This window comes from Candidatus Nanosynbacter sp. TM7-074 (assembly GCF_041006295.1).
Taxonomy (GTDB): domain Bacteria; phylum Patescibacteriota; class Saccharimonadia; order Saccharimonadales; family Saccharimonadaceae; genus Nanosynbacter.
The window spans coordinates 42,740-55,293 of the sequence record NZ_CP158487.1 but is presented as its reverse complement, the minus strand read 5'-3'; the positions used below and the strand labels follow the sequence as shown (position 1 = coordinate 55,293).

Annotated in this window: 13 protein-coding genes; 3 read left to right on the top strand and 10 right to left on the bottom strand. The window is 44.4% G+C overall.

From position 1 onward, the window contains the following. Positions 1–12: 12 nt before the first annotated feature. Positions 13–681: a hypothetical protein gene (locus tag TM074_RS00315; protein WP_369000427.1), complete on the bottom strand. Its 669-nt coding sequence runs from the start codon at positions 679–681 to the stop codon at positions 13–15. A gap of 62 nt (positions 682–743) precedes the next feature. On the opposite strand from TM074_RS00315, the gene TM074_RS00310 reads away from it, so the two are divergent. Beyond that, entirely contained in the window at positions 744–1,331 is a 588-nt protein-coding gene (locus TM074_RS00310) for an AAA family ATPase (protein WP_369000426.1), read from the top strand. On the opposite strand, the gene rpoD is transcribed toward TM074_RS00310, so the two are convergent. Beyond that, the gene (gene rpoD / locus TM074_RS00305; RefSeq protein WP_369000425.1) at positions 1,332–2,291 is read right to left on the bottom strand and encodes an RNA polymerase sigma factor RpoD; all 960 of its coding nucleotides are present in this window, start codon (positions 2,289–2,291) and stop codon (positions 1,332–1,334) included. Beyond that, positions 2,288–4,021, bottom strand: coding sequence for a DNA primase (gene dnaG / locus TM074_RS00300; protein ID WP_369000424.1), 1,734 nt, complete (start codon positions 4,019–4,021; stop codon positions 2,288–2,290). Before dnaG ends, rpoD begins: the two co-directional genes overlap by 4 nt. A 53-nt stretch (positions 4,022–4,074) precedes the next feature. Here dnaG and TM074_RS00295 point away from each other — a divergent pair, with 53 nt between their 5' ends. Continuing rightward, positions 4,075–4,686 (top strand): hypothetical protein, encoded by a 612-nt coding sequence (locus TM074_RS00295; protein ID WP_369000423.1) that lies wholly within the window; start codon positions 4,075–4,077, stop codon positions 4,684–4,686. Here the strand turns inward: TM074_RS00295 and TM074_RS00290 are convergent. The 4 genes from TM074_RS00290 to TM074_RS00275 all read right to left on the bottom strand — a co-directional run bounded on the left by TM074_RS00290 (position 4,683) and on the right by TM074_RS00275 (position 9,339). Further along, the gene (locus tag TM074_RS00290; protein ID WP_369000422.1) at positions 4,683–5,021 is read right to left on the bottom strand and encodes an MmcQ/YjbR family DNA-binding protein; all 339 of its coding nucleotides are present in this window, start codon (positions 5,019–5,021) and stop codon (positions 4,683–4,685) included. The two genes, TM074_RS00295 and TM074_RS00290, sit on opposite strands and share 4 nt — an antisense overlap. Continuing rightward, complete coding sequence (gene orn, locus TM074_RS00285; protein ID WP_369000421.1) at positions 5,018–5,569, bottom strand: oligoribonuclease; 552 nt, start codon at positions 5,567–5,569, stop codon at positions 5,018–5,020. The genes TM074_RS00290 and orn overlap by 4 nt, the downstream gene beginning before the upstream one ends. A gap of 12 nt (positions 5,570–5,581) precedes the next feature. Next, positions 5,582–6,658, bottom strand: a complete 1,077-nt coding sequence (locus tag TM074_RS00280; protein WP_369000420.1) for a hypothetical protein — start codon at positions 6,656–6,658, stop codon at positions 5,582–5,584. Positions 6,659–6,792: 134 nt separating this feature from the next. Beyond that, a complete protein-coding gene (locus tag TM074_RS00275) occupies positions 6,793–9,339 on the bottom strand; it encodes a helicase-related protein (protein ID WP_369000419.1) in 2,547 nt (848 codons plus the stop codon). Between the two features lie 157 nt (positions 9,340–9,496). Here TM074_RS00275 and pyrH point away from each other — a divergent pair, with 157 nt between their 5' ends. After that, a complete protein-coding gene (pyrH, locus tag TM074_RS00270; protein WP_369000418.1) occupies positions 9,497–10,201 on the top strand; it encodes a UMP kinase in 705 nt (234 codons plus the stop codon). A 4-nt stretch (positions 10,202–10,205) separates the two neighbouring features. Here the strand turns inward: pyrH and TM074_RS00265 are convergent, their stop codons facing one another. From TM074_RS00265 to TM074_RS00255, 3 genes are read right to left on the bottom strand one after another with little or no spacing between them, the layout of a single operon-like run. Continuing rightward, entirely contained in the window at positions 10,206–10,640 is a 435-nt protein-coding gene (locus TM074_RS00265; protein WP_369000417.1) for an MscL family protein, read from the bottom strand. A gap of 25 nt (positions 10,641–10,665) precedes the next feature. Beyond that, complete coding sequence (argS, locus tag TM074_RS00260) at positions 10,666–12,297, bottom strand: arginine--tRNA ligase (RefSeq protein WP_369000416.1); 1,632 nt, start codon at positions 12,295–12,297, stop codon at positions 10,666–10,668. Positions 12,298–12,347: 50 nt separating this feature from the next. Beyond that, entirely contained in the window at positions 12,348–12,506 is a 159-nt protein-coding gene (locus TM074_RS00255; RefSeq protein WP_158386482.1) for a hypothetical protein, read from the bottom strand. Between the last annotated feature and the right edge of the window lie 48 nt (positions 12,507–12,554).

Here is a 12,554-nt window from a genome sequence, read left to right as displayed (position 1 = left end):
CTATTGTAGCATTTAAGCCGCTATTATCAGATTTTCGATTGACACAGAGCCAAGTTTTTGTTGTATTCTCCTATACTTATCATAAATCTCCCCAAACCTTTCTTCAGCACCGAAAGAATCATTGCCCAGTTTTCTCTGCATTTTCTCGTATCTCTCATAGTTTTTTCTAAGGTCTTCCATAGCACTGTAGGAGTCATTATCGTGTTTCGTCCAACGCCTATAAGTCTCCCACCGATCCCTTTCGTTGTTGGAGAGGAGACAGTATTCATTTATCTTGTCGCTCATCTGTATATTTAAGATTTCTGCATCACCAAAATTATCAAATCCGACAGAAAATTTATAGATCGGCTCACCTAAGGTGGGAGTCACTTCAAGATCATCTATAAAAACATAATCAAACTCATCTTTATCGTCTGGCATCTTATACATCTGATAACAATCTCCAGACTTCCAAATCATCCACACCTGACCATACTGATCAATAACCGGTTCGTTAACAAATCTTTCCCACGCCTTACTGCCACCTGGATTAAGATTAAATTTCGACTCCAGCTCCTCAACTTGGTCTAATATATTATCCCATTGAACTTCTTTACGATATTCTATTAAACGACCCCAAATATCAAGATCAGAAAATGGATCCTTAGGCGACTCTTCAGTAGTTTTATGAACTGTTTCCATAATACTTACCCTAAACATACGCTTTATTTGGAAGAATGTCAACAAGTTGCTAGAATTGGTCTATGACACAACCACATGCAAGAATTATCGCCCTGGTTGGACTAGCGGGTAGCGGTAAGAGTTCGGCCGTCGAGTATTTGACAGAAAAAGGATTTCCAAAAGTTTATTTTGGCGGCGTTATTTATAAGGCCATGGACGAGGCAGGAATTGAAAAAACTTGGGACAATCAACAAAAATTCCGCGAAGAAATCCGCCAACGCGAAGGTAAAGACTTTGTAATTAAGCGCGTTATAAAAAATGTTCGTGACTTAATTAACGCTGGGCAAAACAAAATCGTCTTGGACGGATTATACACTTGGAGTGAATATAAATTCCTCAAGCACGAATTTCCTGGGCAAGTAGTCGTTATTGCTATTGTTACACCAAAACACCTCCGTTATCAACGTATGGTAAAACGCCCCGAACGCCCAATGCAGCCACACGAAGTTGACCAGCGTGATTGGTCAGAAATTGAAAATCTGGAAAAAGGCGGACCAATTGCCATCGCTGATTACTTTGTTATAAATGACGGCAGTCTCGATCAATTACACCAAAAAATAGACGCCGTAACTCACGACGCCCATTTCTGTAAATCACCCGAGCAGTGCTAATTAATCCAAGTACTCGTAAAGTTTTTTCGCATCTTTGTGCTTGCGAAGTTTTGCTAGCGCCTTAGCTTCAATTTGACGAATACGTTCACGTGTCACGGCAAATTCCTGACCAACTTCTTCCAAAGTGTGGTTTTTTCCATTATCCAGACCAAAGCGCATTCGAACAATTTTCTGCTCACGGTCACTCAGGCTTGATAATATATCCTGAACTTGCTCTTTCAATAATTGATTTGATGCTGAATCTTCTGGCGAAACCGTATCTTCATCAACGATAAAATCTTGCAGCACTGAGTCATCATCCTCACCGTCACGACCCACACCAGCATCCAAAGAAGAAATATCTTGCTTGATCTTAATGACGTATTCGATTTTCTCTGGCTCCATGTCCAGCTCTTTGGCCAGCTCGTCAATGGTCGGCTCACGATTCAATTCCTGTGTCATCCGTCGCTGCGTGCGCAGCAATTTATTGATAGTTTCCACCATGTGAACTGGAATACGAATGGTTCGCGCCTGGTCAGCAATCGCCCGCGTAATCGCCTGACGAATCCACCAAGTCGCATAAGTTGAGAACTTAAATCCCTTATCTGGATCAAACTTCTCCACCGCGCGCAAGAGTCCAGTATTTCCCTCTTGAATAAGATCCAAAAAGTCCAAACCACGGCCCGAATATCGCTTGGCAATTGACACCACTAGGCGCATATTTGCCTCAGCCATCTTATCTTTAGCCTTCTTATCCCCTTCAATAATCCGGCGTGCCAAAGCCATTTCCTCTTCAGCGCTAAGTAGCGGAATTTTACCAATTTCCCTTAGATACAACCGCACCGAGTCATCTGACACGTCATCCAAGTATTGACCAGTCGTCAACGAATCCAAATCTTCTGACTCTTCTTCGTCTATAAGCGTTGGATCAAAATCATCATCATTTAAATTTGTCGGCTTTGTCGTATTTTCGTCGCTCACATTTTCTCCTTAATCAGATTATTTAAGCTCTGGCGCAAATTCTGAGACAAAACCTCATCACCCGACGCCTCGGCCTCTCTAAGCTGCGTTAATAGTTGATTCTTTTTGTTTTCGCGATGTTTAATTGTTATCTGTCTGACTAGCCGAGCCATTTCTTCGTCTAAGCTTTTTTGCTCCCAATTGGCGTAACGACTTTCACTTTTCAACTGTACTATTTTCACATACTGTTCGATTTTTTGCAAGTCCAGCGGAACTTCGCCTAGGTCTACGTCTGGGTTTTTTCGCAGATAGCCAATTAATTGCCGCGCACTGTCACCGTCCAACATCTCACCAGAAATTGCCGCCAGCCAACGTCGCACAGACTTTTCGCTCGCTGCCAACCCCACCAACATGTCCTCGGTCTCATCTTGAACGGGCTGTGGTTTTTCCTTATCAATTTTAGTCTTTTTCAATTGATGCTCGGCAACTTTTTCATTCGACAATTTTGCCTTAAGTGCAGTAATCGAGGCGCCAGTTTTCTCAGAAATCACCGACAAATAGTGCTCCTGTTCCACCGGATCTTTCAGACTTCTGACAATTCTTAAGGCAATCGTTGAGAAGCGGCGCTTACCTTCTGCTGATTTCAAATCTTCCATTTCCGCATATCTGGCAATTACCCAGTCCACCGCCGGCTGGGATTTATCAATTGCCATCTGCCACAAGCTTGGATCTTTTTGGATTAACTCGTCTGGATCTTTAACACCATCAGGTAAACTCACCACCTCCAACTCCACGCCAACTTCTTGCGCCAGATTAATCGCCCGCTCCGTTGCATTCACCCCTGCCCGATCGCCATCAAACGCCAAGCGAATCCGCCCCGCCAGCCGACTCAAGGATTTCAAATGCTGGATCGTCATCGCCGTACCGGAAGTTGCCACCACGTTTTTTATGCCCGCCTGATGACTACTAATCACATCCAGATTTCCCTCGACAATAACCGCCGCATCATTCTTACGAATCGCTTCTTTGGCTTGAGATAATCCAAAAATATAACGCGACTTATCAAACAATAAAGTCTGCGGTGTGTTTAGGTACTTTGGCGCGCGCGGATCATCCCGAATAATCCGACCAGTAAAACCAACCACTTCGCCACTACCATCACTCAGTGCCACCATCATCCGTCCGCGGAATAAATCTCCACCAAAACGATTCGTCAGCCCAGCATCAGACAGCTCACGTTTTGAAAAACCCCTTTTCTCTAGCGCTTTTGTTAGTGCATCACCATTATCCGGTGCATATCCAATCAGAAAATCACCAATTGTCTGTCGATTTAATCGTCGTTTTTTTACTACATAGTCCAGCGCCACCGAATTTTTCACCAAATTCTGCTGATAAAAATTAGCTGCCAATTTAAGCGCTTCTCTAGCCCTGGCCCGTCGCTTGGAAGTTCGCCCATCGCCACTAGAAAACAGTGTCAAATCCACACCTGCTTTACGCGCCAAATGCTCCAGAGCTTGCCGAAAATCCATCCCCTCAACCATCATCACAAAGGTGAAAATGTCGCCACCCTTGCCAGAAGAAAAATCATGCCAAATCTGCTTCTCTGGACTTACCATGAAACTCGGTGTTCGCTCGTCAGTAAACGGACTAAGACCCTTTAGATTGCGGCCTGCCCGTTTCAAATGAACATACTCACCAATTACATCCTCGATGTTCAGCCGCGCTCGCACTTCTTCTTTGGCGTCATTCATGTTTTTATTATATCACCCTTTACCTCTGTTATTGTTTGTGCTTAAATAGAAACATGTATCCTGACAATTTGGACAACCAATCACAAGGTATCGATTATCTAAATCAAATTGCCACACCCCCACCAGCGGAAGGTTTTGATAAAAAAACCAAAATAATCATGGTCATCCTCAGTCTAATCGGAATATTAACCCTCATTGCAATTTTTGTTTTTTCGCAAAATTCCATGCCAAAAACCACTCCAGCCCAAGTTGCCGCACGGGTTAATAAACTACTGACTATTTCTCAAAAATACAATAACAAATTCCGATCAACCGAACTCCAAACCACTAATAGTTCTTTAGTTTCCGTCCTAACTACCGCTGAAGCATCAATGAGCGATCCACTTCAAGCAGCAGGTATTAGCTACAAAGAGAAGAAAAAAGATATTCTCGCCCTAGACCCTTCAGATAAACTGGAGAAAAAGCTCGATGAAGCCAACCTAAACACGCAGCTGGACGTTACTTATGCACACGAAATGAATGTCCAAATAACAGACACAATTGCCATGATGTCGAAAGTATACAAATCGACCAAATCAAAAACTATGCGTCAATGGCTGGAAAAAACCGCTACAGATTTGGAAAATATCCAAAAGCAAATTAACCAGATAATTAAGTCAAGTTAAGCTTCTGCAATTAGTTGATAGCTTAATCGCGCAAGATCAAAAATTTCGTCATCCGTCAATTGGCCTGAACAAATCACTGTATTCCAATGTTTCTTATTCAAATGATAGCCCGGCAGCACTGTTTCATATTTTTCCCGCAAATTCTGCGCCAACAATGGATCACACTTCAAACTCACCCTGAGCGGATTTGATCCCTCCTTAACCAGCGCTACCATCTTCCCTGCGCCATCATTACTCTTACCAAATTTATACACCGCAATATCCTCGCCAAACGGATAGTCCAGCCACACGCCGGGCAAACTGAGAATAAACTCTTCAAATTGTTTATGGGTCATGGCTTCACCTTCTTTAGATAATATTTTAATTCCATGATACTACCACGAATATCCTCCAGCGCCCGATGCTCTTCTGGTTTGGCAAATTTCTTGCCATATTTGCCCTCAAATACCACTTTCCAAGCACTAACATCCAACATCCGATAGTGTAGTCTTTTTGACAACACAGGCCACCACTGATCAATAAACCGCCGGTCTTGGTGAATTGAATTGCCACCCAATAAAATCCGTGGCTCACCTGCAAAATACTCATCACAAAATGCCAATAATTCTTGTTCAACCGCCGCCAACGGCTTACCAGCTTCGTTCTGTTCCTCCAAACCGCGCCGTGCTCCTGGGTGCTCATCCCAAAAACTGGCGTTTCGATCCAGCAGTTTACCCAATTTGGCTGGGTCATGCCGCACCACACCCTCATATGTCGCAATTTCCGTAAAATCCCAATCCGTAGCAATCGCCGCCACTTCCAAAATCTCATCACGCACCGGATCCAACCCGGTCATCTCTAGATCCATCCACAAAATCTTCTTTGGCTTAAAACTGGCTTTCATATCTTTATTATACTACTTTTTGGCATCGTAGTAATCTCGAGAAAACCACTCTGGCACCTGTCTTAATAGCCTTTCAACAACGTCATCAAACTTTGCCGCACCACCAAGCTTCAGGCGATTTTCTCTTTCAATCCGAAGGGATTCAAGCACGCCATCAGACGGGACAAAATCCGTCTCATTCACTAGATAATAATACATCTCAATAGCACTCATATCTTCACAACCATACGGTATCATTCCATAAAACTTTAGATTTTCCACATAGCGTTCGGCCAATTCGTCGCTGACTTCTAACGCCTTATCTAGCTGTAGCGCTTGCATGAAATAATCATCCCTTGGATCACCATAAATATCATCTGGCAATTGAACACTCTTGATGGTTGCGTAGTCAATCCCCTGAACTTGCATATCAGACAGAAGCCTCACTGCCTTGAGGGCTAATTTATTGCCAATTCGATAGTCATAATCAATGTCGTGTTCAAAAACTGTCGGTCTAATAATATGCTCAGCAGTATCCAACACTGCTTGAGTGCTAGCCAATAGCCTCCAAGCACCGTTGTTCTTGTGTATGAGCACTTGATTGATTGTAAAATCATGCTGCCTCATAAACTCGGCAGTAGATTGTACAGACTCCGCGCCATAGCCATTCATTGCATCACGTGGCGAAAAACGCATTGAAAGATCGCTCGCTACCGCCCGAATCTCATCTGGATCATAATCGCCACTAGCAATAACTTCTTCTAAAATTACCAAATCGACATCGCGAGGAGGTAGTAACTGACGGTCACTGTGTACTAGTGCCTCCAAAACCTGGCGAGCCGCCCCGCCCTTCACGCCAATAAATGACGGTAATTCATCTAAATCAAAACCTAAATTAGCCCGCTCAATAGCATCGGCAGACAACTTATATTCATATATTTCATTGCAGCGAGCTTCCGGGTTGCCAGGCTGCTCGCAATCATAATATTTCAGCTGGCAGCTAATTCCTCCAAATTCTACGCGGCGCTCGCCGCTATCAAGTACTTGCAAAGCGCGAGGCTGATGCATCTTCGCCTCTATATCGCTCAGGTTCGGGCTTACTTTTTCCACGTATTATACTTTAGCATAAATCATTTAAAAAGTCAAGCAAAGAAGCCACTCGATACGCACTGGATCTAGTCCAGTCATCTTCAGATCGATCCATAATATTTTTCGCTTTACTCATATTACCTATTATACACTCGTCATCTATTTATCTGATCATAAAAAGCTTCCTGTTGCTCGCTCGTTAACACCTCTTGCACCACAGCCCAAACCTTAGCCTCTGCTTCATGAACATTGTGACTATCCACCGCAGACTCTTCTAGTGCCTGACGCAATTGACCCTTGGTAATAACTCGCTGATGCCGTAAATCAAACAATACTTTTACTTGTTTATTGGCCCTATTTTTCATTGTGTCCACTACCAGCGCGATTTGTTTATCTGTCGTAGCGGGGATTTTTTGCTGCTGCTCTGGGCCGATCACTAGTGAGCCAACTTTCGGCTGCGCCACATGGACCAAATCGCCATTCGGAGCCACCCGGTCACCAAGGAACTCAAGGACGGTATTACTGCTCAAGGCTTCAGAAACTTGATCCTTGGTCACTGGTAAAACCGTATTAAGTGTGTATCGACGACCGTCACGCGCATCATACCACCACGGCAAAGCCAGCACTAACGTCAACGCCTCCGAGCCCATACGTCGCACGAAGCTGTGTAAACTAATTTCGTACTCAGAAATACCACGTTCACCAGTATGAATATTCGTGTATTGATTCACGGTTGTTCGTCCAATGCGCCGACTACCAGCTTTGGTATACAATAATTCCTGAAACCCGCGCACCAAAGCCACCGATATATTGTGTTTTTCCTCGCTGTTTAGTTCACCCATGTCGATATCGTTTGGATTAACCGACAGGCGCCGACATATTTTACTAAATTGATAGTGAATATTATCTGCCTTATTGGGATCAATACTATTAGTCAGGTAGACGTCATTGTCAGTACGACAGCCGTCATAAATCTCTCTGGTTTTCAAAAAAGCATCGTATTCGGCAAAAAAGTCATCTGTTGTATCGGGGCTGACAAATTCCTGGAACAATTCCTTTGGTTGATGCCACGCGGCAAAACCACCGCCAGAAACGGAAGCCGCAATTGCTGATAATGCCAGTACTTCCCTCAAACTTCCTCCAGTTCTAATCATTTCTGCTAATGCCCGAGACAACTCTGGTGACAATGGCAAATTATCCATAAACTCACCAATTTTTGTAATTTGCCCTTCGCCATCAATCGCCTCCAAAGTTTCTAACAAATCGTACGACTCTTGAATAACTTTTTTACTAGCAACAGGATGCATCAGGTATCGGTTCAGATCCTCAAAATCACCATTCAGATGGATAGCCGACAAAACGTTGCGCACAATATTCGTGTGATATATCTCCGGTGGAATATGCTGTTCACGAGACGCAATATCATAAAATCCTTTCAGCTCATCTGGCAAATAAATCTTATCGTAAGATATCGGACGAGCCAATACAAACTTTGCACCGTCAATATCACGGCCACCACGCCCCGCTTGTTGCATTAACTCCGCCTGGGTACACAATCGAGGCGGCAGTCCTTCTGCGCCTTCTTCGCCGATTTCTTTACTCTTTGTCAGTCCATTTGACAACACCAAATCAACCTCGGGGATGGTGATGCCAGACTGTCCAGCCGAGGTCGAAACGATGACAAACGACTCATCTTCTGCTGGTTTGGCAGTAAAAATCTCTCGGCGCGCAGCTTCTGATATGCCAGAATGTAGTTTGAAAAATCGTATTTTCCCGGATTGATGGCGAGTATGACGTTTGATTGACGCAATGGTCTCATCAATACTCCTCACGCCTTCAACAAAGATTAGTGATTTTTTCGAGTCCTTACCATATTCAAGGTAGGCTTCGGATACGGTATTCACCTTATCTTCTTCAATATCAATATCATGCGGCCGACCCTCAATGGTTACGACTGGCAATGCTGATTCGTTGATGCCTTCGTACATCGCCTGAGAAACTTCCGTGTCAGGCGTGGCACTAGAAAAAGCCATATGCCATTTGCCGGTATTCTCTATCGATTTCGCAGCCAGAGCGGTAGCAAATTCCATCTCCAAGTTGGCTTCATGTATTTCATCAACCAGGATAAGCGTCTTCTCGTCCTGCCAGTCGCTAGAAAATTGTTCCAGCTTTTTCGTAAACGTTGCTGGAGTCATAAAACAAAGTCTAGTATCCGGCGTCGCTTCAGTGGCACGTCCATGGATCTTTCCCACCAAGTGATCAGGATATTGTTTACCCAACTGTCCACGCAAACTTTGCTCGACATATTCGGTAACATTATCGACGATAACCCGCCGCGGCATCAACACCACAACACGATCAAACCGCTCCAGTGCATACTGAGCGGTTTGTGTCGTTTTACCGCTACCCGTCGGTCCACATAACCAAGATATCTTATTTTCCGATAATGTCCGCAATATCTCTGCTTTATGCTTATACGCAGGTAATTCTTTATCACCAAAATCATAGTCAGCGAAAGAAGTTTCTGGTAGTTTACTGTACCGTTTCCGTAATTCTTCAAGACGCTGTCGCCTCTGTTCGGGCGGTTCGCCATAACTATACGACGGCTGACTGGGTCTTTCAATATTTCGACTCAATAAATGACTACTGCTAGGTTCTTGCGATCTACGTAAATAGCCCGGCCGCCGAACTCCATCTTTCACACTACTCTCTCCTTTATACTCACATTGTAGATAGGAGAGTGTAAAATAGCAAACGTAAGCGTTTAGTCTTTTTTCTTGTCTAATTTATTTAATCGATGCAACAAATCATTATTTATCTTAATGTTATTTTTCGGGCGTGCTATGATACACTGGTGTCATGACTAAACGTATTCTCCTCAAACTATCAGGCGAACAACTACAAGGCGATTTTTCTAGCGGGTTTGACCCCAAGCGCGCCAAATGGATTGCCGAGCAAATTAGACCAGCCATTGAAGATGGAGCTGAAATTGTCATTATGGTTGGTGGTGGCAATTACGTCCGCGGCAACCAAATCATTGGCCATGGCATCCAGCCCGTATCCGCCCATAATATTGGCATGCTCTCGACATTAATGAACGCCATCGCTCTGACTGACGTATTTAACGACTCTAATCTGCCAACTCGTGCATTATCTACGGTTGAGATTAATCAATTTATCGATCAATATACTTTCCGCCGGGCAATCAGTCATATTCAAAAAGGCCGTGTTGTCATCGTCGCCTGTGGCACTGGTCGGCCTTTCCTTACTACTGACACTGCCGCTTTGAATCTAGCCCTGGAAATGCAGTGCAACGCTGTCATTAAAACAACGAAAGTTGACGGAGTTTATGACAAAGATCCTACCAAGTTTTCCAATGCTACTAAATTCGACCAGATATCTTACCACGATGTTTTAACCAATCCCGATATTACCGTCATGGATAAGGCCGCCATTGGTTTGGCCATGGAAGAGCATATTCCTGTGATTATTTGCGACTTGTTAATAGACAGTAACATTGCCCGCGCTGCCCGCGGAGAAGCGGTTGGTACTATTATTAACTAAAGACTTATTTTTTCTTGTCTAATTTATCCAGCTTTAAGAAGTGAACGATTGCATATACTACAAAGGCAACCGCCAACAGAGTGATCAACGAGCTGATAAATGCTCCGTACAAAAATTCACCCCGACGTCCAGCAATTTCAACGGTAAACGACGCTGCCTGAAGACCCTGTTGCGAACCAACAATTAACTGTACAAGCGGGTCAATGAACGCTGTCACCAACTTTTTCACGGTATCACCAGCCGCAGTACCGATTGCTAAACCGACAGCCAGACCAACCACGCCCTGTTCACGGATAAAAGTAACGAAGCCGCCCATGTGACTATCTTTTATTACTCCGGCAACTAATTTCTTGTCTTTAATAGAGGCTACCTTTGCAGCAACCTTAGTGCCTTTTGAGACTATTTTTTTAGTAGATTTATTAACATTAGGTTTTGTCATAATAAAGTCTCCTTCTTGGTAATTATTATATCTTATATGGTGCGACAATTCCTAAAATAGCTAGTCCAGCCTTAAGGATGTCAGCGTAAACCGACACAATTCCTATACGATGCGCTTCTTTATCGCTGCCGACAACTTGATTTTTCTCGTAGTAACGATTGAATTCCTGTGCCAACTCAAACAGGTAGGCACAGATATGATGCGGCTCCAAGCTCTCGGTGGCACGGTTAACCGCCTCCGTATATTCACTCAATTTCCTGACTAACAGCCGGTCTTCGTCGAACAATTCTGTCGGGAACGTGGCTGCTTGTTCAGACTTTGCCAAAATCCCGCGCGCCCGAGCGTGTGCGTATTGCAGATAGCTACCGGTGTTACCCGTCAGGCTTACAGCTTCATTTATATCAAATATGACGTCGCCACCGATCTTCACCTTCAAGAATTGATAACGAAGCGCGCCAGCAATCACGTCGTCAGTTGGTTCACCGCCAGCATTTTCAATTGCCTTCTTAAACTCGTCAAACAGCCAGCCAATTGTAACAACCTCACCCGTTCGCGAGCTCATTTTTCCAGTTGTCAATTTAACCAGGCCAGTCGCATAATTAAACAATTTACCTTTCAATTCTGGAATCGCCAATTCACTAGCCGCGATCACCCCACGGAAATACGCCGCCTGCTCTTCGCCGTTGACCGTAATCGATAGGTCCAGGTTTGGATAATCTTGATGTTTCAACTGAATCAGCCCCATATCGTGCGCGCCGTATAGTCCGTTGCCGTGCGAACCGATGAACACATTATCAAACGCACCGTATTGGCTGCCTTTGAAGATATACGCACCATCAGACTTCGTAAAGACCTCTGGGGTTTTTGCTTTAATCAAGGCCTTGCCTGGCACTTCGGTTTCGCTCTCAACGTAGCGCCGCTCAATCGGCACATTGCCCAGCCGCGCCACATTGGCGTCAATTTCATCAAAACTCCAGGCTTTACAAATCTCATACACTTGCTTGTACAGCGGGTCGTCCAGCACAAACGACTGCTTGGCTAGCTCATCAATTTCCGCCCGTGCCTCTGGCGATTCCTTGGCTGCCCGTGCACCTTCAACATACATACGGCTCATAAACTCGTTGCGCTTATCAGCCGGAATAGCCTCTAATTTACCAACATCACCGTCAATCTCGCGCAGAATCGCCCACATACTCTTGCCGACATGCGTCCCGACGTCGCCGTGATAACTCACTCGGTGTACCGATGCACCATCCACCGCCAGTAAATTCGCCATAGTGTCTGCCAAAATCGCATTCAGCGCATGGCCAATGTGCATAGCTTTGAATGGATTTGGACAATTAGTTTCAATAACGACCGTTTGGCCTGAACGATTGGTCGCCGGTCGCACTTTCAGTGACTCAAGTACCGCTTGGTCGCTTAACTTAACATTGATAAAGCCCGGCCCAGCCACGCTAACCTCGCTAAACTCCTGATGACCGCGTAGCTCTTCCGCGATCGCCTCGGCAATCTCGCGCGGATTTTTACCCAAGGGTTTTGCTAATTGCAGTGCCACATTCGTCGCAAAATCGCCAAACTTCGGATCAGGACGCGTCAATTGCACTGATACCTCTTGATCAAAAAGTTGCTTCACCACCTGAGAAATAATCTGTTCCATAATCTACAGTATACAACAGAGGTAGTTTATTATCTAGCTAAAGTAACTACTTACACCGCTTCGTCAAGTTCTTCCAACTCCAAACTCAGCTTCGTCACCGAACTTGGACTGGCGCCTTTCACATGTTGCAATACATATGCTAGCGCTGACATATCGTCTCGACTTAATACACTTTCCGTGAGCCCATGAACGTCTTTTTCTTCAGCCATTTTATTCCTTTTTGTTTTAATTTTTATATATTAAAATGATATCACATT

Excerpts from the sequence above, each read along its gene's own strand:
- TM074_RS00290 (WP_369000422.1), bottom strand. The coding sequence starts at position 5,021 with ATGACCCATAAACAATTTGAAGAGTTTATTCTCAGTTTGCCCGGCGTG.
- dnaG (WP_369000424.1), bottom strand. The coding sequence starts at position 4,021 with ATGAATGACGCCAAAGAAGAAGTGCGAGCGCGGCTGAACATCGAGGAT.
- argS (WP_369000416.1), bottom strand. The coding sequence starts at position 12,297 with ATGGAACAGATTATTTCTCAGGTGGTGAAGCAACTTTTTGATCAAGAG.
- TM074_RS00295 (WP_369000423.1), top strand. The coding sequence starts at position 4,075 with ATGTATCCTGACAATTTGGACAACCAATCACAAGGTATCGATTATCTA.
- orn (WP_369000421.1), bottom strand. The coding sequence starts at position 5,569 with ATGAAAGCCAGTTTTAAGCCAAAGAAGATTTTGTGGATGGATCTAGAG.
- TM074_RS00265 (WP_369000417.1), bottom strand. The coding sequence starts at position 10,640 with ATGACAAAACCTAATGTTAATAAATCTACTAAAAAAATAGTCTCAAAA.
- TM074_RS00315 (WP_369000427.1), bottom strand. The coding sequence starts at position 681 with ATGGAAACAGTTCATAAAACTACTGAAGAGTCGCCTAAGGATCCATTT.
- TM074_RS00255 (WP_158386482.1), bottom strand. The coding sequence starts at position 12,506 with ATGGCTGAAGAAAAAGACGTTCATGGGCTCACGGAAAGTGTATTAAGT.
- pyrH (WP_369000418.1), top strand. The coding sequence starts at position 9,497 with ATGACTAAACGTATTCTCCTCAAACTATCAGGCGAACAACTACAAGGC.
- TM074_RS00310 (WP_369000426.1), top strand. The coding sequence starts at position 744 with ATGACACAACCACATGCAAGAATTATCGCCCTGGTTGGACTAGCGGGT.